The sequence below is a fragment of the Lentzea sp. genome, from assembly GCF_035525475.1.
Lineage (GTDB): Bacteria > Actinomycetota > Actinomycetes > Mycobacteriales > Pseudonocardiaceae > Lentzea.
In genome coordinates this window covers 30759-52580 of record NZ_DATLEC010000059.1, presented here as the reverse complement: position 1 = coordinate 52580, position 21822 = coordinate 30759, and the positions used below count along the sequence as shown (strand labels likewise).

Below are 21822 nucleotides of genomic sequence, written 5' to 3'. Positions count from 1 at the left end.
TCCGTGGTTCTACGCCAGCCAGCCGCGGCCGTGCGCGCGCAACGCCAGTTCGTACGTGGCGGCGGCGTCGACCCCGTGCGGCAGGTTCCCGTTGAGCTCCAGGCTCACCAGGCCGTGCGCGATGCCCCACATCGACAACGCGATCCGCTCCGGGTCCTCGTCGCGGAAGACGCCCGTCTCGACCGCCCGCCGCACCGCGTTCCGCACCGGCGCGAACGTCCGGCCCGCCGCGCGGCTCATCTCCTTCGTCGGTTCGACGACCTTCGAGTACAGCACCGAGTAGAAGCGCGGGTCCGCGAGCGCGCTGCGCCGGTAGGCCAGTCCGATCTGGACGAGGTCCTCCGCGGGGTCGCCGGTGATCGGCACCGCGGCGAGGTGCGTCCCGAACCTCGTGAACGCCTCGTCGTAGAGAGCCTCGAGAAGTGCCGGTTTCCCGCCGAAGAGGGAATAGACCGCCGTCGTCGAGGTGTTGACGTCGGTGGCGATTTTGCGCAGGCTCACCGCGGCGGGTCCCTCGGTGCTGAGCAGCTCGCCCGCCCGCTCGAGCAGACGCCGCCTCAGCGCGTCGTCGTGGGTCCTGGGCCTGGGCATCGGTCAATCCTAACGGGCGCTGGCCTCGGTGGTATCACATTGGTACCGTCGTGTGAATGGCGATGACCTTGCGGTTGACCGAAGAGGAAAACCAAGCGCTCGCTGAACTGGCGCAGGCCGAGGGCCGGTCCAAGCAGGAGGTCGTGCGGCTCGCGATCGCGGAACGGTACCGGCGGATGCAGCAGGAAGAGCAGCTCGGAGAGGTCCTCGGGAGAGTGCTGCCCAAGTACCGAGGTCTTTTGGATAGGCTCGGATCCTCCTGACACTGTCATACCTCTCTGATCAACTGGGTGCTGTGATCTCCTACCTCGACGCCGGGGACCTGTTAGTGCTGGCCACGGCCGTGACCGGCGGCGACCTCGTCGTCCGGGACATCGGCCTGCTCGACACCGCTGCCTACCGTCCTCGCGCCACCGTCCTCGGCGTGGAGGCCTACAACACGCTGTGGATGAAGTCCTCCGCACTGCTCGACTCGATCGTCAGGACCCGCCCCCTGGTGGAGGGCAACTGGCGCCTCGGCTGGGTCTCCGCCGTCACGATGTGCGACATCAACGGCTACTGGATCGACGCCGACGAGGACGACGCGCTCGACCTGGTCCGCTCGCTGGGCCGCGACAAGATCGACGTCGCCGAGATGGCCGGTCACCTCGAAGCGTGGGGACTCCCGAAGGATTCCGCTTGACCTAGAGCGCACTCCAGGTCATAGCGTCGATCTCGTGAGTTACTCGATAGCCCAGGCCGCCCAGCGCAGCGGGTTGTCCATCGACACATTGCGCTACTACGAACGAATCGGGCTCGTCGACCCTCCCGCACGGGACTCGGGCGGTCGCCGCAGCTACTCGGAGGAGGACCTCGGCTGGCTGGCCTTCGTGACGCGTCTGCGCACGACCGGCATGCCGATCCGCATGATGCGCGAGTTCGCGCAGCTCAGGCACCGCGGCGACCTGACGGCGGGCCGTCGCAAGCAGATCCTCGTCGACCACCGCGCCGACGTCCGTGCCCGCATCGCGGAGCTGCAGACGTGCCTCGAGGTGCTCGACTACAAGATCGACCACTACGAGGTGGTCGAGCAGGACCTGGAAGCGACGGCCTGAGCCGGGCGGGTCCGCGTCGTGGTCGTGCGGAACGCCGACTTGAGCTGGAGCGCGCTCCAGGTCCTAGCGTGGAGGGATGGACGTGAAGCGAAGGAAGATCGGTGAGCTGGAAGTCGGGCCGCAGGGGCTCGGCTGCATGGGGATGTCGGAGTTCTACGGTGCCGGCGACGAGAAGGAGTCGATCGCGGTCATCCACCGCGCGCTCGAGCTCGGCGTCACGTTGATCGACACGGCCGACATGTACGGCCCGCACCTGAACGAGGAGCTCGTGGGCCGCGCGATCGCGGACCGGCGTTCGGACGTCGTGCTGGCCACGAAGTTCGGCATCGTGCGCGAAGAGGGCGGTGGCCGCTCGATCCGCGGCGACCGCGACTACGTGCGGTCGGCGGTCGAGGGCTCCCTGCGCAGGCTCGGCACCGACGTGATCGACCTGTACTACCTGCACCGCGTCCCGGCCGACACGCCGATCGAGGAGACCGTCGGCGCGATGGCCGAGCTGGTCACCGAGGGCAAGGTGCGGTACCTGGGCCTGTCAGAGGCGGGCCCCGACACCCTCCGCCGCGCTCACGCCGTGCACCCGATCACGGCGCTGCAGAGCGAGTGGTCGCTGTGGTCGCGCGACATCGAGGCGGAGATCGTGCCCACGGCCCGTGAGCTGGGCATCGGCCTGGTGCCGTACTCGCCGCTGGGCCGTGGCGTTCTGACGGGCCGTTTCGCGTCGACCTCCGACTTCGGCGAGGGCGACTTCCGCGCCGCGAACCCGCGGTTCTCCGGCGCGAACCTCGAGACGAACCTGAAGATGGTCGCGGAGCTGCGCGCACTGGCCGAGGAACGCGGCGTCACGGCCGGGCAGCTCGCGCTGGCGTGGGTGCAGCACCGCGGCGACGACGTCGTGCCCATCCCGGGGACCAAGCGGATCAAGTACCTGGAGGAGAACGTGGCGGCGGCGTCGCTCTCGCTGTCCTCCGACGACCTGGCCGCGATCGAGGCCGCGGTGCCCGCGTCGGCGGTGGCCGGCGACCGCTACCCGGACATGAGCTCCGTCGGCCGTTAGAACACACGTTCGAATCCATCCCCAGGGTTGTCCACAGGGTGGGGACAAGAAGCTGTGGACAACCCTGGATTCATGTGGACAACTGGGCCGCAACAGTCGCGCCGAGCTCCCAGCACGCCTCCAGATCGGCTTTGGCCGGTTCACCCGTGGCGGTGACGTGCCGGGCCGCCTTCTCCCAGCCCAGCCCGGTCGTGGCGGTCTCCACGCTGCGCACCGCGCCCGTCGTGTCGTCGTTGCCGTGCACGTAAAGCCCGAACGGCCGCCCACGCGTCGAGTCGAGACACGGGTAGTAGACGGTGTCGAAGAAGTGCTTCAACGCACCGCTCATGTACCCGAGGTTCGCGGGCGTGCCGAGCAGGTAGCCGTCGGCCTCCAGGACATCCACAGCGGTTGTGGACAACGCGGCCCGGCGCACCACCTCGACGCCCTCGATCTCGGGCGTGGTGGCGCCGGCGAGCACCGCCTCGAACATCGCCTGCAGGGCGGGTGACGGCGTGTGGTGCACGATCAACAACCTGGACACGCCGAGCAACATAACGTCCATGACCCGCGCCTCCTACGACATCGTCGCCGCGATCACGCGCCTTCGCCGAGCTCGCGCACGCGTGGTGAGACCACCGTTGTGATGCGCGGCTTTGCCTGAGCGGGCCGATGATGAGAATCCGTTCCGCTGATCTGCATGCTTCGAAAAGCGCTACTAAGTCCTTCGTGTGACATTGTTCGAGCGGGCGGCTCTTGTTCGACTGCGTCGGGATGCGGCTTGTCGTCTGCTGAGTGCGCTATCGTGTCTTCATGGAGTTCCTGAAGGTCGCGGGCAAAACTATTCAGCGGCCATGGATCGAGGAAGAAGACCTCGTGGACGAAGTGGCCGCCTTCCGGGGTGACTTCGAAATTGAAACAGCTCGGGTCCAGTGGGGTGATCAGTCGGGCGTCGCCGGAGAGGGGTCCGTTTCTGTTGCACTGGTGTCGGACGTGGATCTGTCGGAATCTCGTCTTGCTCCGCTCGAACTTTCAGACGTCAGGTTTGAAGAAGTGAATCTGGCGAACGCGGTCCTGACTGATGTGACCGCGCGGAGGGTGGACTTCCTTCGCTGTCAGGCGATCGGGCTTCGAGTGTCATTCGTGCAAGCTTCGGACATCTACGCCGAGGACTGCCGTTTCGACTACGCGACCTTCAGGATTGACCAGGTCAAGAATGCGGTCGTCTTCCGTCGTTGCTCATTCCGTGAGGCCGTTCTTGTTGGAGACCTTTCCAATGTGGTTTTTGACGAATGTGAGATGTCTCGAGTTGAATTTGATGCCACCCGCGCCGGTGGCTGCGACTTCACGACATCCAGGCTCAGCGATGTCAGTGGGCTGTTGACGCTGCGCGGTGCGAGGATCGAAGCCGTTCAGGCCGGCTCCCTCGGTGCTCAGTTCGCCAAGGAAGCCGGCCTGACGGTTGCGGGCTAGCTATTTCTTGTCCCAGTTGTCCCACGTCGGACGATTGTCGAAGCCGCCGCCTCCGGTCGCGTTGTCCCATGTGGGGTCGTTGTCAAAAGCGTTGATCCGCGCAGGTGGCTGACCGGTCTTGGTCAGCAGGTCCACGAGCGTCGTTCGACACTCCAAGATCCTGGTTTCCAGTAGCTGTCGACTGGTCAAGGCGCAGCACTCCCTCCAGTAGTGAGATCTTGCTGTTCCGGCAGTAGTTGGTCGCGGTTCCATCCATGCGGCCGTGCTCGAAGTAGCGGTTGGCAGGATGTCCGCCACCGCAGAAGTCGAAGTACGGGCATGTGAGCCGGCAATTCTTGACTCCCCGGAAGAACTCGGAGACCCAGGGTTCTTCGGTCGCTGATCGCTCGATGATCTCGTTCAGAGTGTTGTGCAGTACGTTTCCGCTGGAGAACGTGCCGCGAATCGAGTCGAATCCCGCGAGTTCAGGCGAGATCAGGGTTACCGAGCCGTCGTGGCCAACGGTCGGCAGGGGATCGATCAGTACTCCATCGCGGTGCGTAGCGCTGTCACGTCTGAGCACCGCGCTGGCATAGCCGAGTGCCCGTTCAAGCTCACGGACGCGGCAAGCGGGGTTCTCGCGCCAGCTCTCCGCGAGCGTCGTCCAGAAGTCGGTTACGACGTCTTGGCGGTGAGCGTTGGTGGAGACGTTGACGCCTTCCTGCTCCTCGATGTTGACGCCGAGATGCGCGATCCCGCACTCCAGGGCGAAGGCGTAGAGCCTGCGGGCGCGCTTGGGAGTCGGATCGGACACCACCGCGATGGCGTGGACCTTGTGGCCGTGCGCGCGCAGAAGTTCCACGCCGCGCAACGCCTTTGCCTGCGTGGGCATCCGCCGTCGGTCTACGCGACTCGCATTGTCGGCTGGTGGGCCGTCGATGCTGACACCGACGTGCACGTCCCGCGCTGCGAAGAACTCACACCAGGCCTCATCGATCAGCGTCGCGTTCGTCTGAACCACGTGCTTGACGTCGATCCCTGCGAACGCGTCCATCAGTTGCCCGAGGCGGGCGCGACCAGTGGCCAGCGGCTCGCCGCCGTGCCAGCACACTTCGACCGTGCCGGACGCTGCCCAGGGACGTACTGATGCGGCCACCGCTCGTGCGACCGCGAGTGCCATGGTGTTCCGCTCGTGCCGGAACGGCAGATAGCAATAGGTGCAGTCGAGATTGCAGAGCGTCTCTGGCTGCATGATGACCGCTGTCGGCCGAAGGTAGAGCTGCTGGTCCACGATTCCCCCTCGTTCATGACTTGGTCCGAGCGCTATCGGCGCCTCGGTCGCCGCTTCCACCACATCCACGGGAAGCGATGAACGAACGGCCATCGGTTTTTGAGCTGATCCCAGATGACGACGCCGATGATGAAGGCGAACGAGAGTGAGGCGAGGATCGCGCCGATGGTCTGTTCCCAGCCCCAGTTCACGCCGGCACCCTCCTCGGGCGGGAATGGGTTGTGCAGATCGTGCTCATGGTGGGCGAACCTCCCGGTGGATCTGACTGTCTCTGTTCCTACCGGGGTCAAACGATGTTTATGCTGATCAACGCGTTCACAAGAGTTGACAACGCGGACCGGGAGCGTGCGTGTCGGAGCTGGGTGATGCCCTCAGGGCAGCGCGCGAAGCCGCCGGGCTCAGCCTGTCCCGGATGGCCCAGCTCACCCACTACAGCAAGCCGTATCTGAGCCTGATCGAGAACGGGAAGCGCCGGCCGCTCCCGGACGTCGTCACCGCCTATGAACAGGCTCTTGGCGTGCCGTTGGGTAGTGATCCGGTGCGCCGCGCGCACGAGTGGCTTGTTTCGGACTCCCCGATTGCCGTGCAGTGCCGTTCCGGCCGGAGGGTCGGCGACTCCCTTGCGGACGCCGTAGAGGCTCGCGTGGTCGAGCTGCGGCACCTGGACGACGTGGTGGGAAGTACGGATCTGCTGCCCGCCGTGCGGCACGAGTTGTCCGAGGCAGAGTCGTTGGTGCGTAACGGTTCCTACTCCGAAGTCACAGGACGAAGGCTGCTGATCGCGACCGGTGAGCTTGCCCAACTCGGTGGGTGGGTCGCATCGGACGCGGGCAAGTACGCGGAGGCTCAGCGGCTCTACCTCGGCGGGGTGTCCGCGGCTTCCGAGGCGGGCGACGCTTCCCTTGCCGCGCAACTGTTCTCGTCGCTGAGCTATCAGATCGCGAACGTGGCTGACCCGCATGATGCGCTGTTGCTGGCACGGTCTGCGGTCAAGGGTGCTCGTGATGCCACGCCTGTGGTCAGGACGCTGTTGCTGGAGAGGGTGGCGTGGGCTAGCGCCAAGACGAAGGACCACGACGGGACACGCCGCGTGCTCGACGCGGTAGACGATGCGTACGAGCAGTGGTCACCTGGTATCGAAGAGCCTGAGTGGGTCTATTGGCTCAACAGAGCTGAGATCGACGTGATGGCCGGGCGTTGCATGATCGAGCTGGGTGACCCCGGCAAGGCTGAACCGCTGCTGTCGGCCGCTGTCGCCTCCTACCCGGAGGAGCACTCGCGGGAAGTGGCGCTCTACCTCTCGTGGCTCGCCGAGTCGTACGCGCGAGTCGGTGCACTGGACGCTGCGAGGGACACGTTGAGTCGAGCGCGGGGGTTTGCCTCGCGAATGCCGTCCGCGAGAACACACGACCGGTTCAGGCTGGTGGAGACCTTGCTCGGGGCATGAGCTGCGCCAGTCGAGCCGAGCCTGCTCGTAGATCATCCTTGGACGGCCGTCGGCTCAAGTGCGTTAGACGCGAAGCCGGACAGGGCCCGGCGACGGTACAAGGCTGCTCGCAGCACGCTCGCCGGAGGGCTTACTTGTTGTGGAGTTGTCATGCCGGCGTGGTGGCTGCGGCAGCCTTGACGATGCCAGCCTTGTCCAGGCTCCTTTGGCGATGGTTCGAGCTGCGCTTCCTGCACCGCGTCTACGAGCGCGGCGGCGCGAAAGACCTCGAAGTTGCTGCCGAGGCGCTGCGCACCACCCAGTCGAGGTCCCTCGCGGCCAAGCTTCAGCATCGCCGTGACCAGGGCGAACAGTGAACGCTATTTCGTCGCGTTGCCATCGCCTGCAGGGCGGGTGACGGCGTGTGGTGCACGATCAACAACCTGGACACGCCGAGCAACATAACGTCCATGACCCGCGCCTCCTACGACATCGCCGCCGCCGGCTACGCCCGCCTCATCCCGGACGCGCACGACGGCCGCCCGCTCGACGCCGCGATCATGCGCGCGTTCGCCGAGCTCACCGACGGCCCGGTGGGCGACCTCGGCTGCGGTACCGGCCGCATCACGCAGCACCTGCACGAACTGGGCCTCGACGCGTTCGGCGTCGACTTCTCCGAGGGCATGCTCGACCAGGCGCGGCAGCTCTACCCGCACCTGAGCTTCACCTGGGGCGACCTCACGAAGCTCGACATCGAGGACGACAGCCTCGGCGGTGCCGTCGTCTGGTACTCCACGGTCCACATGCCCGCGGACGACGTGCCGTGGGAGGAGTTCCACCGGGTGGTGAAACCGGGCGGGTACCTGTTGCACGCGTTCAAGCTGGGTAACCAGAAGAGGCACCTCGACCACGCGTACGGCCACGACGTGGACCTCGACGTCCACTGGCACGACATCGACGAGACCGTGACCAACGCGACGCGGGCCGGGTTCAACGAAGTCGCACGGCTGCAACGTCAGAAGGGTGTGGACGAAGGGGGACCGCAGGCGTTCTTGTTGCTCCGGAAACGGAACCCCGAAGCCGGAAGCACGTCTTAACGGGTGTACACAGGAGGGACCATGAAGACCACCGCCCTTATGACCACCAGTCCTCGTCAGCGTCGCATCACCTGGGGTTTCGGCCTTGCGATCAGCATCGGGATGATCGGGTTCGGGCCCCTCTTCGCGTCGCTGTGGCCGGGGTTCGACCACAGCCCGTGGGACGTCAACACGATGTTGCTCGGACTCGGCGTGGGGCTCTGCACGATCGCGTACATCTTCGGCCGGATCGCCGTCGCGGCGGTGACCGAGGGACGCCGCACCGCGGTGGCCCCGCCGACCAGGAGGGCGTACCTCGTAGCCGGCGGGGGTTTCGCCCTTGCCCTGCTGTGCCTGGTGATCGCGCTGAGCAGCTGACCTAGCCGACCAGCTCGGTCACCCGTTCACGCAGTTCAGACAACCGAGCCTTGCCCGCCGCACGGGCGGACTCCAGTCCGTCCGTGACGGGCTCGACCACTTCCAGGTACGCCTTGAGCTTCGGCTCGGTGCCCGACGGGCGCACGATCACGCGCACGCCGTCGGCCGTCCACCGCAGCACGTCGGCGCCGGGGAGCAGGTCCTCGGACGCGAAGTCCGCGGGCGGGTCGGCCCGCAGACGGGACATCGTCGCGCCGATCAGGCTCAAGTCGGTGTACCGCAGGGAGATCTGGTCCGTCAGGTGCAGGCCGTGGTCCACCGCGAGCTGGTCCAGCGCGTCCAGCAACGTGCGTCCGGACGCCTTGAGGCCCGCGGCCAGGTCGGCGGCGACGACGGCGGCCGAGATGCCGTCCTTGTCCGCGACGTGCGTGGGGTCGACGCAGTTGCCGAGCGCCTCCTCGTAGGCGAACACGAGGCCTTCGCCCGCCCGCGCCAGCCACTTGAAGCCGGTCAGCGTCTCCGCGTACCGGGCGCCATGTGCGGACGCGATCGACTTGAGCAGTGACGACGACACGATCGTCGTCGCCACCAGGGGATCCGCCGAGTCCGTCGTGGACAGCACGAGCGAGCCGAGCAGCACACCCGTCTCGTCGCCGCGCAGCATCCGCCACGTGTCGCCATCTCGAACGCCGAGCGCGCACCGGTCCGCGTCCGGGTCCAGCGCGATGGCCAGGTCCGCGTCCACCGACGCCGCGAGGGCGAGCAGCTCGTCGGACGCACCCGGCTCCTCCGGGTTCGGGAACGCCACGGTCGGGAAGTCCGGGTCCGGCACCGCCTGCGACCGCACCACGTGCACGTCGGTGAAACCCGCGCGCCGCAACGCTTCCACGGCGAACGCGCCACCGACGCCGTGCATCGGCGTCAGCGCGATCTTCAACGACCGCGCCTGACCGGTGGGCAGCGTCGAGACCCGCTCCAGGTACGCGTCGATCTCGTCGTCCGAAACCGTGGTGTACGAGGGGGTCCGGGGCACGGACACCGCCGCCGGCACCGACTCGATCGCCTTCTCGATCTCGCGGTCCGACGGCGGCACGATCTGCGAGCCACCGGCCAGGTAGAGCTTGTAGCCGTTGTCCGCGGGCGGGTTGTGCGACGCGGTGATCTGGATTCCCGCCACCGCACCGTGCGCGCGCACCAGGAAGGCCAGGACCGGCGTCGGCAACGGTCCCGGCAGCATCCGCACGTCGAAGCCCGCCGCCGCCATCACCTCGGCGGCGGCGACGGCGAACTCCTCCGAGCCGTGCCGGGCGTCGCGGCCGACGAAGACCACGCCTCCCGAAGTTCCCAGCCACGACGCCAGACCGGCCGTCGCGCGGACGACGGTGGCGACGTTCATGCCGTTCGTGCCCGCCCGCACCGGCCCGCGCAGCCCGGCGGTGCCGAACGTCAGCGGCCCGGCCATCCGGTCCCGCAGGTCCTCGAGCGCCGCGGCGTCACCGCCCATCGCCCGTGCCAGAACCCCTTGCAGCTCCTCACGGGCAGCAGTGTCGGGGTCGTCGGCGATCCACCGGAACGTCGCGTCACGCAGTGCCGGCGTCAGGCTCATGCGCGGTCCACCAGTTCCCGCAGCAACGTGCCCATGCGCTCGGCGGCGGCGGCACCGGCGTCCAGCACCTCCTGGTGGTTCAGCGGCTCACCGGTGATGCCCGCCGCGAGGTTCGTGACCAGCGACAACCCGAACACCTCGACGCCCTCGGCCCGCGCGGCGATCGCCTCGTGCACGGTCGACATGCCGACCAGGTCGGCACCCAGCGTGCGCAGCATCCGGATCTCGGCGGGCGTCTCGAAGTGCGGACCGGGCAGACCCGCGTACACGCCCTCCTCCAGCGACGGGTCGATCTCCTGCGCCAGCTTGCGCAGCCGCGGCGAGTACAGATCCGTGAGGTCCACGAACCGCGCGCCGACCAGCGGCGACAGCGAGGTCAGGTTGAGGTGGTCGGAGATCAGCACCGGCTGCCCGACGGTCATGCCCTGCCGCAGGCCACCGGCCGCGTTGGTCAGCACGACCGTCGACACGCCCGCGGCGGCGACGGTGCGCACGCCGTGCACGACCTTCTGCACGCCCTTGCCCTCGTAGCCGTGGGTGCGGCCGAGGACGACGAGGACCTTCTTGCCGCCCACCTCGACGGAACGGATGGTGCCGCCGTGGCCGAGCGCGGTCGGCGCCTCGAAGCCCGTCAGCTCACCGACCGGAACCTCGCTGACCGGCTCGCCGATCACGTCGGCGGCGGGCCGCCAGCCGGAGCCGAGCACGATGGCGATGTCGTGCTTCTCGATGCCGGTGCGGCTCTGGATCTCTTCCGCGGCCTTGCCGGCCAGCTCTTCTGGAGTCACCGCGAGAGCTTAAGCCGTGTCGTGCGGGTCTGTTCGATGAGAGTCGTGTCCCGCACGACACGGCTTACACCGGGGAGAAGGTCGAGGCGATCGCGTCGAACAGTCGTGCGCGTGCCTCGTCCTCCTGCTCTGTGGGCACCACCACTTCGACCACCCACAGGTCGTTGCCGTAGGGGAGCACGCGGGAGAAGTGCGACCGCCTCAGCGCGGTGGGCCCGTCGCCCTCGACCGTCCGGTAGATGAACTGGACGCCGTCCTCGGAGTGCGGCCCCGCGAGGTTCGGCGTCGGCACCTTCTCGCCGCCGAAGAACCGGTTGGGCCACCGCGCCTGCACGCCGGAGAAGTACACCTTGATGTCGCGCTTCGGGTAGAAGTCCGGAAAGCGCTGCACGGCCACCTCGTACGCGCCGCTGCCCGACACGAAGTGCACCACCGCGGACTCCGGCAACCGCGTGTCCGCGGCGCGCTGCTCGGTGTACGTCGTCCAGCTCCGGTCGACGTTCAGGGTGAACTTGCCGCCCTGGTCGCCGTTCGCGGTCACGGCGGACGCGGTCCTGGGCTCCAGCGTCGCCGCCGTGGGCAGGGTCGGCAGCGTCTGCACGGTCTGCTGGGCGGGCGGCAGCAGCGTCGCGCCCGCCACGAGCCGGGTCAGCGCGAACCCGCCACCGGACCCCGCCACGAACAGCAGAACCGCCGCGACCAGCACAAATGCGGAGGCGACGCGACCACGTGCCCGTGGCGGCAGCGGCTTGGTGACCATGAACGGCAGCGGACCGGGGTCGTCGGCCAGCGGCGCGTCCGGCTCGATCCTCGGCTTGGGGCGCACGACCACCGGCAACCGCACCGACTCGCGCACCTCGAACGCGTCCGTGCCCGGCTCCGGCAGCAGCGGGTAGACCTGCCGGCGCACGTCGACGAGCGACATCCGTTCGGCGGGGTCCTTGCGCATCAGCCCGCTGATCACCGGCGCGAGCCGGCCCGCGCCCGCCGGCACCGGTACCTCGCCGTTGATCACGGCGTTGATCGTCTGCATGACGTTCTTGCCCATGTACGGCGGCTCGCCGGCCATCGCGGCCCACATCGTCGCGCCCAGCGACCACCGGTCCGCGGCCTCCGACACGTCACCGCCCTGCGCGACCTCGGGCGCGATGTAGGCGGGCGTGCCCAGCGTGACGCCGCGCGCGGTCATGGTGGCCTCGGCGACGTTGCGCGCGATGCCGAAGTCCGTGAGCTTCACCCGGCCGTCGTCCGCGATCAGCACGTTGCCGGGCTTCACGTCCCGGTGCGTGATGCCCGCCCGGTGCGCGGACGCCAGCGCCCACGCGACCGCGTCCAGCACCGCCGCGCCCTGCTTCTCGGTGAGGCAGCCCTGCTCCTGCAGCACCTCGCCGAGACTGCGGGACGGCACCAGTTCCATCACCACGTACGGGTCGCCCTCGTGCTGCACGACGTCGTACAGCGTTACGACGTTCGGGTGGGAGAGCGCGGCGACGGCGCGGGCCTCGCGCATGGTCCGCTCGCGCAGGTCCTCCGCGGCCACGTCGGGCATGCCGGGAGGCCGCAGGATCCCCTTGACCGCGACCTGGCGGCGCAGCACCTCGTCGTGAGCGGCCCAGACGGTGCCCATCGAGCCCTGACCCAGCAGGTGCAGCAGCCGGTATCTGGCCGCGATCAAGCGCTCCTGGTCACCGTTCTCCACTGGTTCATCATTCCTGAGACACTCTGCGGGGCTTCACTGCATCGTTAACGGCGGTGAACCTCACATAGCTCTGTCGGTACTGGTCGGTAACACTGCAACGCATGATGGAGTTGGCCTTGCCCGCCGAATTCCGCCCGAACGAGTTCCCCTCGGCGTCGAGGGAACAGTGGCGTGACCTGGTCGACGCCGTCCTGAACAAGACCGGCGCGAGCTACGACTCGCTGGTCACCAGAACCTACGACGGCGTCGAGCTCCAGCCGCTCTACACGCTCGACGACGCCCTGCCCCCCTACGCCCTGGTGCCCGCCAAGCAGGGCTGGGACGTCCGGCAACGCCACTGCGTGCCCGACCCGGTCGCTCTGATGAACGACCTCGAAGGCGGCGTCACGTCCCTGTGGCTCGCGGTGCCCGCGCCGTCGCTGGAGCGCCTGCTGGACGGCGTCTACCTCGACCTCGCACCGATCGTGCTCGACGGTTCCGTGGAGGCCGCGCGCGCGATGCTGCGGATCTACGACCAGTCGCCGCTGCTGGCCGCCGACGTGCGCGGCAACCTCGCTTTGACACCTTCGGGTGAAGCCCTGGACGTGATCCGGCAGGCTTCGTCGGAGTTCCCGTCGCTGCGGACCGTCGTGGTCGACGCTCTGCCGTTCCACGACGCGGGCGGCTCGGACACCGAGGAGCTGGGCGCGTCGCTCGCTCTGGCCGTGTCGTACCTGCGGGCCCTGGTGGACGCGGGACTTCCCGTCGCCGACGCCTTCGCGCAGCTGGAGTTCCGCTACGCCGCGACGGCCGACCAGTTCATGACGATCGCCAAGCTGCGCGCCGCCCGCCGGTTGTGGGCGCGCGTGGCCGAGGTGTCCGGCGTCGAGGCAGTGCAGGTGCAGCACGCCGTGACGTCGTCGGCGATGATGACGCGCCGCGACCCGTGGGTGAACATGCTGCGCACGACCGTGGCCTGCTTGTCCGCCGGTCTCGGCGGCGCCGACGCCGTGACGGTGCAGCCGTTCGACGCCGCGATCGGCCTGCCGGACGAGTTCGCGCGCCGGATCGCCCGCAACACGCAGAACCTGCTGCTGGAGGAGTCGCACCTCGGCAAGGTGATCGACCCGGCCGCCGGGTCCTGGTACGTGGAGCAGCTGACCGAGTCGCTGGCCGTGTCGGCCTGGGCGTGGTTCCAGGAGCTGGAACGGGCAGGGGGACTGCCCGCCGCGGGTGGGCTGGTCCGCGATCGGATCGCCGCGACGTGGGCGAAGCGGTCGGCGCGGCTGGCGGACCGGAGCGACCCGATCACCGGGGTGAGCGAGTTCCCGAACCTCGCCGAGAAGCCCGTGGTCCGCGACCCGGCGCCGGTGCAGGAGCCCGCCGGGGAGTCTGCCGCGGTCCGCGAGCCCGCCGAAGAATCTGCTGCAGTGCGCGAGCCCGCGCAGGACTCCGCCGCGGTCCGCGAGCCCGCCTCCGGAATCGATTCGGACTCACCGGCCCCCAGGGGGGATTCGCCCCCCACTCCAAGTATCCCAAGCAGGTCTGACAGTTTCGGGCTGCCGCGCGTCCGCTACGCCCAGGCCTTCGAGGAGCTGCGCGACCTCGCCGACGCCCAGCCCGAACGCCCCCTGGTCTTCCTCGCCACCCTCGGCCCGGTCGCCGCCCACACCGCGCGGGCCACCTTCGCCGCCAACCTCTTCAACGCAGGCGGCTTCGCCACCCCCAGCGCGGGCCCGACCAGGACGGCCGACGACGTGGCGGCGAAGTTCACGGAGTCCGGCGCCAGGATCGCGGTGCTGTGCGGCAGCGAGAGCAGCTACGCCGACCAGGCGGTACCCACCGTCGAAGCCCTGCGCGCGGCCGGTGCCGAGCGGGTGCTCCTCGCGGGCAGGAAGAGCGACGCGGACGTCGACGGCTTCGTGCACATGGGCTGTCCCGCGCTGGAGATCCTGACCAGCACCTACGACTTCCTCGCCATCGACAAGTCCCAGGGAGTGGAGCGTTGATCCCCAACTTCGCGGACATCGACCTCGGCCCGCTTCCCTCGGCCAAGTACGAGGCCGACCTCCCCGCCTGGGAGACGCCGGAGGGCATCGCGGTCAAGCCGGTCTACGACCGGTCCGATGCGGACGGTCTCGGCTTCCTCGAGACCTATCCCGGCATCGCGCCCTTCCTGCGCGGCCCGTACCCGACGATGTACGTCAACCAGCCGTGGACCGTGCGCCAGTACGCCGGTTTCTCGACGGCCGAGGAGTCGAACGCCTTCTACCGCCGCAACCTCGCGGCCGGGCAGAAGGGCCTGTCCGTCGCCTTCGACCTCGCCACGCACCGCGGGTACGACTCCGACCACCCGCGCGTCGCCGGTGACGTCGGCATGGCGGGGGTGGCGATCGACTCGATCTACGACATGCGCACGCTGTTCGACGGCATCCCGCTCGACAAGATGTCCGTGTCGATGACGATGAACGGCGCGGTGCTGCCGATCCTGGCCCTGTTCGTCGTGGCGGCGGAGGAGCAGGGGGTGAAGCCGGAGCAGCTCATGGGGACCATCCAGAACGACATCCTCAAGGAGTTCATGGTCCGCAACACCTACATCTACCCGCCGAAGCAGTCGATGCGGATCATCTCCGACATCTTCTCCTACACCTCCCAGCACATGCCGAAGTTCAACTCCATCTCGATCTCCGGCTACCACATGCAGGAGGCGGGGGCGACGGCCGACCTGGAGCTGGCGTACACGCTGGCGGACGGGGCCGAGTACCTGCGCGCCGGCAGGGAGGCCGGGCTGGACGTTGACAGGTTCGCGCCGCGGCTGTCCTTCTTCTGGGCGGTCGGCATGAACTTCTTCATGGAGATCGCCAAGATGCGGGCCGCCCGGCTGCTCTGGGCCAAGCTCGTCAACCAGTTCGAGCCGAAGAACCAGAAGTCGCTGAGCCTGCGCACGCACTGCCAGACGTCCGGGTGGTCGCTGACCGCGCAGGACGTGTTCAACAACGTCGCGCGCACGTGCGTCGAGGCGATGGCCGCGACGCAGGGACACACGCAGTCGTTGCACACCAACGCACTCGACGAGGCTCTCGCGCTTCCCACGGACTTCTCCGCGCGCATCGCCCGCAACACGCAGCTGCTGCTCCAGCAGGAGTCCGGCACCACGCGCGTGATCGACCCGTGGGGCGGCAGCGCTTACGTCGAGCGGCTGACGAACGAGCTCGCCGCCAAGGCGTGGGAGCACATCACCGAGGTCGAGAAGGCCGGCGGCATGGCCCGCGCGATCGACGAGGGCATCCCCAAGCTGCGCATCGAGGAGGCCGCCGCCCGCACGCAGGCGCGCATCGATTCCGGACGGCAGCCCGTCATCGGCGTCAACAAGTACCTGGTGGACACCGACGAGCAGATCGAGGTCCTCAAGGTCGACAACGCCGGAGTGCGCGCGCAGCAGCTCGAGAAGCTGCGCAGGCTCAGGGAAGAGCGCGACCAGTCCGCTGTGGACGGTGCGCTCGACGCGCTGACGGAGGCGGCGAGCGGCGAAGGCAATCTCCTGGAGCTGGCGATCGAGGCCGCGCGCGCCAAGGCCACCGTCGGCGAGATCTCCGAGGCGCTCGGCAAGGTGTGGGGCCGCCACTCCGCCCAGATCCGCACCATCACCGGTGTCTACCGGCAGGAGGTGGGCCAGGTGTCCAACGTGGACGGCTGCCGCGAGGTCGTCGAGACGTTCGCGGAGCAGGAGGGACGCCGCCCGCGCATCCTGGTCGCCAAGATGGGGCAGGACGGGCACGACCGCGGCCAGAAGGTGATCGCCACGGCGTTCGCGGATCTCGGCTTCGACGTCGACGTCGGCCCGCTGTTCCAGACGCCCGAGGAGGTCGCGCGCCAGGCCACCGAGGCCGACGTGCACATCGTCGGCGTGTCGTCGCTGGCCGCCGGGCACCTCACGCTGGTGCCCGCGCTCAAGGAGGAGCTCACGAAGCTCGGCCGCGAGGACATCATGATCGTCGTCGGTGGCGTGATCCCGCCGCAGGACTTCGACGAGCTGTACGCGGCGGGGGCAGCGGCGATCTTCCCGCCCGGCACCGTGATCGCGGACGCCGCGAAGGACCTGCTGGTGAAGCTCGCGGACCAGCTCGGTCACGATGCCTAGGGTGATCGACGTCGCCGAGTACGTGAAAGGCGTGCTCGACGGCAACCGGGGCCTGCTCGCGAGGGCGATCACGCTGGTCGAGTCGACGCGCGCCGACCACCGGGCCAAGGCGCAGGAGCTGCTCGTCGAGCTGCTGCCCCGGTCCGGCGCGGCGATCCGCGTCGGCATCACCGGTGTGCCCGGCGTGGGCAAGTCGACGTTCATCGACGCCCTCGGCACCGCGCTGACCGAGCAGGGCCACCGGGTCGCGGTGCTGGCCGTCGACCCGTCGTCGACCCGCACCGGCGGCAGCATCCTGGGCGACAAGACGCGCATGCAACGGCTCTCGGTCAACGAGAACGCGTTCATCCGGCCGTCGCCGACGTCCGGCACGCTCGGCGGCGTCGCCCAGGCCACCCGCGAGACGATCGTGCTGGTGGAGGCGGCGGGCTTCGACGTCGTGCTGGTCGAGACCGTCGGCGTCGGGCAGTCCGAGGTGGCGGTCGCGAACATGACGGACTGCTCGCTGTTCCTCACGCTGGCGCGCACCGGCGACCAGCTGCAGGGGATCAAGAAGGGCATCCTGGAGCTCGCGGACGTCATCGCGGTCAACAAGGCCGACGGCGACCACGGGTTGGACGCCCGCAAGGCCGCGCGCGAACTGGCCGGCGCGCTCAAGCTCCTGCGCCCGCCGGACGCCCTGTGGCACCCGCCGGTGCTCACCTGCTCGGGTCTCACCGGAGCCGGTCTCGACGAGCTCTGGTCCCGCGTGCTGGAACACCGGCGGACCCTGGAGGAGGCCGGCGAACTGGACGAGCGGCGGCGCCGTCAGCAGGTCGACTGGACCTGGATGATGGTCCACGACGAACTGCGGCGGCAGGTGCGCGAGAGTGCCGCCGTGCGCTCCCTCACCCCCTCCCTGGAGGGCAAAGTGCGGTCGGGTGAGCTCACCGCGACCCTCGCTGCCGAGCAGATCCTGAAGGCGTTCCAATCGGACTGTCGGTAGGCACTTAGCTAGTTTGGGTGACCATCGAACGTGGTATTCGAGGTACAGTTCAGGCCATGTCGAGGTTGCTGCTGGCCTGCGTGTTCGCGCTGATGAGCGTTGTCGGGATCGCCGGTGTGGCATCCGCGCAAGAGGCCGCGAGCACGCCGTTGGTCGCGCAGCAGACAACGGCCGTGGACCCGGCTCCGAGCGTGAACGCGCCGCAGGAGTCGTCTCCGGAGGAAAAGGCGGAGACCAAGCGCAAGCTGTGGATGGGTGGCATCGCCCTGCTGCTGTTCGTGCTGGTCTACTACCGCAACAAGAAGCGGTGGGCGATGTGGCGCAAGGAGCGCAAGGCGAAGAAGGGCTGAGACACCTCGTCCCACGTGGTGGGACGTAATAGTCAAAGTTAAGCGCGGCTCCCGACCATTTGCGTCATCGTTGATCGGTCAGACCGAAACTCGCTCGCCGCTTGGCGCAGCGCTGCGACCGGCCGTCCGGTTGATCATCATCAGCGCGCCGTGTCCCACAGGTGGTGATGCAGGATGGTGGCCAATGGGTACCGACTTGAAGACCAGCACGCGCTCGTCCGTCGAGCGGTACTCGGACGCGCTGCTGGACCTCTCGCACTCGATCCACGCCGAACCAGAGCTGGCCTTCGAGGAGCACCGCAGCGCCGAGAAGATCACGTCTCTGCTGGTCGAAGAGGGTTTCAAGGTCGACAGCGGTGTGGCCGGCCTCGACACCGCCTTCGTCGCGACCTTCGGTGACGGCGAGCTGGTCCTGGGGCTGTGCGCAGAGTACGACGCCCTGCCCGAGGTCGGGCACGCGTGCGGGCACAACGTCATCGCCGCCGCGTCCGTCGGCGCCGCGCTCGCTCTGCGTGACGTCGCCGACCGTCTGGGTATCACCGTGAAGGTGATCGGGACTCCGGCCGAGGAGGTCGGCGGCGGCAAGGTGCTCATGCTGGAGCGAGGCGTGTTCGACGACGTCTCGCTCTCGATGATGGTGCACCCGGCGCCGTACGAGTCCTGCGCCGCGAAGTCGCTGGCCATCACGGACCTGAAGGTGCACTACACGGGCAAGCCGTCGCACGCGGCCGCGGCCCCTCACCTGGGCATCAACGCCGCGGACGCGGTCACGATCGCCCAGATGTCGATCAGCCTGCTGCGGCAGCACTTCGAGCCCGGCCAGATGGTGAGCGGCATCGTCACCCACGGCGGCACCGTGCCGAACGTAATACCCGCCCACGCATCGGCGATGTTCGATGTGAGAGCGGAAAACCTGGAATCGCTGCAGCGCCTGGAGAACCGGATCCGGGACTGCTTCAGAGCCGGCGCGCTCGCGACCGGCTGCACCCATGAGGTCGAGCAGGTCTCGCCGACCTACGCGGAGCTGACTCCCGATCCTTGGCTGGCGGACGCCTACCGGCGCGCGGCCACCGAGCTGGGACGACGCCCTCTCTCGCCGGAGCAGGAGCAGCGGGAGAAGATCGGCAGCACCGACATGGGCAACGTGACACGAGTGTTGCCCGCCATCCACCCGACCATCGCCATCGACTGCGGAGACGCGGTGAACCACCAACAAGAGTTCGCGACCGCCTGTGCCTCGGCGTCGGCCGACCGTGCGCTCCTCGACGGAGCACTTGCCATGGCTTGGACGACGATCGCGACAGCCACCGATTCCCGGCAGCGAGCACGGCTGCTGGCCCGCGGAGGAGCGGCATGACGGTTCTGGACTCCCGGCCTTCGGGCTCCTCAACTGTGAAGACTTCCCCTGAGATGCTCGTGGGCCCCACCGGGGTGAGCATGTCTGGTGTGGATGATCTCGGAGACGGCCGCGGCCCCGCGTGGCTCGACGACTGGCTCAAGGTGCACGCCGCCGACGTGGTGGCCTGGCGCCGTCACATCCACGCCCACCCCGAGCTGTCGCGCCGCGAGTACAACACCACCGAGCTGGTGGCGAAGCTGCTGCGCGAGGTCGGCCTCAAGCCGCGCATCCTGCCCGGCGGCACCGGCCTGATCTGCGACGTCGGCAGCGGCCCCCGCTGCGTGGCCCTGCGCGCCGACATGGACGCCCTGCCGCTGCACGAGAACACCGGCCTCCCCTTCGGGTCCACTGTGGACGGTGTGTCGCACGCGTGCGGCCACGACGCCCACACGACGGTCCTGCTCGGCACGGCACTGGCGCTCGCCTCGGCCACGGAGCTCCCCGGCCGCATCCGCCTGGTGTTCCAGCCGGCGGAGGAGGTCATGCCCGGCGGCGCGCTCGACGTGCTGGCGGCGGGCGGTCTCGACGGCGTGGAGCGCATCTTCGGCCTGCACTGCGATCCGCGGCTGCAGGTCGGCCGCATCGGCACGCGCATCGGCGCCATCACGTCGGCCTCCGACCTGCTGGAGCTGCGGCTCAACTCGCCGGGCGGCCACACCTCGCGCCCGCACCTGACCGCGGACCTGGTCCACGCGCTCGGCACGGTCATCACCGGCCTGCCGACGATGCTGTCGCGCCGCGTCGACCCCCGTTCCGGCACCGTCCTGGTGTGGGGCGCGGTCCACGCGGGTGAGGCGCCCAACGCGGTTCCGCAGGACGGCCTCCTGCGCGGCACCCTACGCACCGGCGACCGCGACATCTGGGCGGAGCTCGAGCCGCTGGTCAAGGACCTGGTCACGGGCCTGCTGGCCCCGACCGGCGTCGGCTTCGACCTGCACCACCGCCGCGGCGTGCCGCCGGTGGTCAACGAGCGCGAGTCCACCCAGATCCTGCGCGCGGGCATCGAGGCCGCCCTGGGCGACGACGCCCTGGCCGGCACCGAGCAGTCCTCCGGCGGCGAGGACTTCGGCTGGTACCTGGAGCACGTCCCCGGCTCGTTCGCGCGCCTGGGCGTGTGGAACGGCCACGAGAAGCAGCGCGACCTGCACCAGCCGACGTTCGACCTGGACGAGCGCGCCCTGCTCGTGGGTGTCCGCGTCATGGTCCACACGGCGCTGGCCGCATTGGCCTGATCCGCACCGGCCTGATCCGCACCGGCCTGATCCGCACCGACGCGACGAGCCCCCTGGACGACCCAGGGGGCTCGTTCCGTTGTCAGAACAGCACGGGCTCGACGTGGGCCGTGTCGTGGCGGGTGCGCCACGAGTGGGCCTTGCGGATGGTGGCGTCCGGATCGGCGCGGTCGGACGTGTAGAACCAGTCCATCCGCACCTCGTCCGGCGTCACGTCCAGCACCGAGACGCCGTGCGAGTCCAGCTCCACGAACTTCACGTGCGGGTTGTTCGCGATGATCGCCGCCTCCAGCGCCAGCGACCCGGTGCGCGGCGGCACGTTCAGGAACTCGTCGAAGGTGTTCGTCGACGGGAACAGCGGGTTCGGCGGGATCACGAGCGGGCTGGACATCACCGACGTGCCGATCAGCCGCCAGCGGGCCGTGCCGTCGCAGAGGCCGCGCGCCAGCCAGTCCCGCTGCCGCACACCCATGATCGTCTCCGGCGTGCGTGCGAGCGCAGGCCCAGCATCGTCAGGTCGACGAGCGAGCCGTACCTCAGCCGCCGGAAGATCAGGCCCTCGCGGATCGGCATCCACTCGAAGTAGGCCTGGGTCGCCGCGGCCAGCCGGACCGCCCACGGCCCCTCGGTGGCCGGGTCGTGACCGAGAGCCCCCAGCGCGGACGAGTCGTCGGCCGACTCGTTGTCGTCCCAGGTGGCGACCATGGGGTGGGCGGCGTGCAACCGCCGCAGGTGCGGGTCGGTCTTGTAGAGCGCGTGCCGGGTCCGGTAGTCCTCCAGCGTCACGGTCTCGTGCGGCGGCACGGCGTCGCGGATGCGGGTAGACGTAGTCGCCCGGGTGGATCACTGCGTCGAGATCGTCGCGGCCGGCCAGGTAGCCGTACGGGACGAAGTGCCCCGCCATCCAGTTCGCGCACGACACCACGCCGAACAGCGCCCGCGAGCAGTCGGCGGGCGCGGTCTTCGTGCGGCCCACCGGCGACACGACACCATCGGCCCGGAACCGGTACCAGTACCAGTACCTGGTTCCCGGCCGCAGCCCGTGCACCTCGACCTTCACCGTGTGGTCGCGGTGCGGGCCGGTGGTGGTCCGGCCGCGGCGGGTGATGCGGGAGAGCGACTCGTCGCCGGAGACCTCCCACTCCACCGGCGACGACGTGACGACGCGCGTCCACAGCAGGACGCCGTCCGGCAACGGGTCGCCGGACGCGACACCGTGCTCGAAGACGGGAACGGCCGCGGCGGCGGTACCCGGGGTACCTGCCACCGCGGCCGTCGCGATCAGGAAAGTCTGCGATCGAC

General features: G+C 68.9%; 23 protein-coding genes and 1 pseudogene. 15 read left to right on the top strand and 9 right to left on the bottom strand.

The features are described from left to right. Positions 1-9: 9 nt before the first annotated feature. Complete coding sequence (locus tag VM306_RS10195) at positions 10-591, bottom strand: TetR/AcrR family transcriptional regulator (RefSeq protein ID WP_325513405.1); 582 nt, start codon at positions 589-591, stop codon at positions 10-12. Between the two features lie 56 nt (positions 592-647). Here VM306_RS10195 and VM306_RS10190 point away from each other — a divergent pair, with 56 nt between their 5' ends. The 4 genes from VM306_RS10190 to VM306_RS10175 all read left to right on the top strand — a co-directional run bounded on the left by VM306_RS10190 (position 648) and on the right by VM306_RS10175 (position 2739). Continuing rightward, a complete protein-coding gene (locus VM306_RS10190; RefSeq protein ID WP_325513403.1) occupies positions 648-854 on the top strand; it encodes a CopG family transcriptional regulator in 207 nt (68 codons plus the stop codon). A 32-nt stretch (positions 855-886) separates the two neighbouring features. Then, positions 887-1273 (top strand): type II toxin-antitoxin system death-on-curing family toxin, encoded by a 387-nt coding sequence (locus VM306_RS10185; RefSeq protein WP_325513401.1) that lies wholly within the window; start codon positions 887-889, stop codon positions 1271-1273. 34 nt (positions 1274-1307) lie between these two features. Further along, positions 1308-1685: a MerR family transcriptional regulator gene (locus VM306_RS10180; RefSeq protein ID WP_325513399.1), complete on the top strand. Its 378-nt coding sequence runs from the start codon at positions 1308-1310 to the stop codon at positions 1683-1685. A gap of 76 nt (positions 1686-1761) precedes the next feature. Continuing rightward, the gene (locus VM306_RS10175) at positions 1762-2739 is read left to right on the top strand and encodes an aldo/keto reductase (RefSeq protein ID WP_325513397.1); all 978 of its coding nucleotides are present in this window, start codon (positions 1762-1764) and stop codon (positions 2737-2739) included. Positions 2740-2809: 70 nt separating this feature from the next. Here VM306_RS10175 and VM306_RS10170 read toward each other — a convergent pair whose 3' ends face one another. Then, a complete protein-coding gene (locus VM306_RS10170; protein ID WP_325513395.1) occupies positions 2810-3262 on the bottom strand; it encodes a flavodoxin family protein in 453 nt (150 codons plus the stop codon). 269 nt (positions 3263-3531) lie between these two features. On the opposite strand from VM306_RS10170, the gene VM306_RS10165 reads away from it, so the two are divergent. Further along, positions 3532-4191 (top strand): pentapeptide repeat-containing protein, encoded by a 660-nt coding sequence (locus tag VM306_RS10165; protein ID WP_325513393.1) that lies wholly within the window; start codon positions 3532-3534, stop codon positions 4189-4191. Here the strand turns inward: VM306_RS10165 and amcA are convergent, their stop codons facing one another. Genes amcA through VM306_RS10155 form a run of 3 tightly spaced genes read right to left on the bottom strand, consistent with a single transcriptional unit; the run spans position 4192 to position 5652 of the window. Beyond that, positions 4192-4326, bottom strand: coding sequence for a multiple cyclophane-containing RiPP AmcA (gene amcA / locus VM306_RS41330; RefSeq protein ID WP_414672358.1), 135 nt, complete (start codon positions 4324-4326; stop codon positions 4192-4194). Next, a complete protein-coding gene (gene amcB / locus VM306_RS10160; RefSeq protein WP_325513391.1) occupies positions 4274-5461 on the bottom strand; it encodes a cyclophane-forming radical SAM peptide maturase AmcB in 1188 nt (395 codons plus the stop codon). The genes amcA and amcB overlap by 53 nt, the downstream gene beginning before the upstream one ends. Positions 5462-5493: 32 nt before the next feature. Next, positions 5494-5652: a hypothetical protein gene (locus VM306_RS10155; RefSeq protein WP_325513389.1), complete on the bottom strand. Its 159-nt coding sequence runs from the start codon at positions 5650-5652 to the stop codon at positions 5494-5496. Between the two features lie 158 nt (positions 5653-5810). Here VM306_RS10155 and VM306_RS10150 point away from each other — a divergent pair, with 158 nt between their 5' ends. From VM306_RS10150 to VM306_RS10135, 4 genes are all read left to right on the top strand, one after another. Beyond that, positions 5811-6908 carry a helix-turn-helix transcriptional regulator gene (locus VM306_RS10150; RefSeq protein WP_325513387.1) on the top strand — a complete coding sequence of 366 codons (1098 nt, stop codon included), beginning with the start codon at positions 5811-5813 and terminating at the stop codon, positions 6906-6908. A 191-nt stretch (positions 6909-7099) separates the two neighbouring features. Beyond that, positions 7100-7264: a hypothetical protein gene (locus tag VM306_RS10145; protein ID WP_325513385.1), complete on the top strand. Its 165-nt coding sequence runs from the start codon at positions 7100-7102 to the stop codon at positions 7262-7264. Positions 7265-7357: 93 nt separating this feature from the next. Then, a complete protein-coding gene (locus VM306_RS10140; RefSeq protein WP_325513383.1) occupies positions 7358-7984 on the top strand; it encodes a class I SAM-dependent methyltransferase in 627 nt (208 codons plus the stop codon). Between the two features lie 21 nt (positions 7985-8005). After that, positions 8006-8341 (top strand): hypothetical protein, encoded by a 336-nt coding sequence (locus VM306_RS10135; protein ID WP_325513381.1) that lies wholly within the window; start codon positions 8006-8008, stop codon positions 8339-8341. Between the two features lies 1 nt (position 8342). Here the strand turns inward: VM306_RS10135 and VM306_RS10130 are convergent, their stop codons facing one another. From VM306_RS10130 to VM306_RS10120, 3 genes are all read right to left on the bottom strand, one after another. After that, positions 8343-9947, bottom strand: coding sequence for a phospho-sugar mutase (locus VM306_RS10130; protein WP_325513379.1), 1605 nt, complete (start codon positions 9945-9947; stop codon positions 8343-8345). Continuing rightward, positions 9944-10735: a purine-nucleoside phosphorylase gene (locus VM306_RS10125; protein ID WP_325513377.1), complete on the bottom strand. Its 792-nt coding sequence runs from the start codon at positions 10733-10735 to the stop codon at positions 9944-9946. The genes VM306_RS10130 and VM306_RS10125 overlap by 4 nt, the downstream gene beginning before the upstream one ends. 64 nt (positions 10736-10799) lie before the next feature. Continuing rightward, a complete protein-coding gene (locus VM306_RS10120) occupies positions 10800-12434 on the bottom strand; it encodes a serine/threonine-protein kinase (protein ID WP_325513375.1) in 1635 nt (544 codons plus the stop codon). A gap of 101 nt (positions 12435-12535) precedes the next feature. On the opposite strand from VM306_RS10120, the gene VM306_RS10115 reads away from it, so the two are divergent. From VM306_RS10115 to VM306_RS10090, 6 genes are all read left to right on the top strand, one after another. Continuing rightward, a complete protein-coding gene (locus VM306_RS10115) occupies positions 12536-14422 on the top strand; it encodes a methylmalonyl-CoA mutase family protein (protein ID WP_325513373.1) in 1887 nt (628 codons plus the stop codon). Continuing rightward, positions 14419-16554, top strand: a complete 2136-nt coding sequence (scpA, locus tag VM306_RS10110) for a methylmalonyl-CoA mutase (protein ID WP_325513371.1) — start codon at positions 14419-14421, stop codon at positions 16552-16554. Before VM306_RS10115 ends, scpA begins: the two co-directional genes overlap by 4 nt. Further along, positions 16547-17539 carry a methylmalonyl Co-A mutase-associated GTPase MeaB gene (meaB, locus tag VM306_RS10105; protein WP_325513369.1) on the top strand — a complete coding sequence of 331 codons (993 nt, stop codon included), beginning with the start codon at positions 16547-16549 and terminating at the stop codon, positions 17537-17539. Before scpA ends, meaB begins: the two co-directional genes overlap by 8 nt. Positions 17540-17595: 56 nt before the next feature. Beyond that, on the top strand, positions 17596-17889 hold the full coding sequence (locus VM306_RS10100) for a hypothetical protein (RefSeq protein WP_325513367.1): 294 nt from the start codon (positions 17596-17598) through the stop codon (positions 17887-17889). A gap of 184 nt (positions 17890-18073) precedes the next feature. Further along, positions 18074-19246 (top strand): M20 family metallopeptidase, encoded by a 1173-nt coding sequence (locus VM306_RS10095; RefSeq protein WP_325513365.1) that lies wholly within the window; start codon positions 18074-18076, stop codon positions 19244-19246. After that, positions 19243-20520: a M20 family metallopeptidase gene (locus VM306_RS10090; protein ID WP_325513363.1), complete on the top strand. Its 1278-nt coding sequence runs from the start codon at positions 19243-19245 to the stop codon at positions 20518-20520. The genes VM306_RS10095 and VM306_RS10090 overlap by 4 nt, the downstream gene beginning before the upstream one ends. 82 nt (positions 20521-20602) lie before the next feature. Here the strand turns inward: VM306_RS10090 and VM306_RS10080 are convergent. Next, a pseudogene (locus VM306_RS10080) lies at positions 20603-21787 on the bottom strand (alkaline phosphatase D family protein). Positions 21788-21822 lie beyond the last annotated feature (35 nt).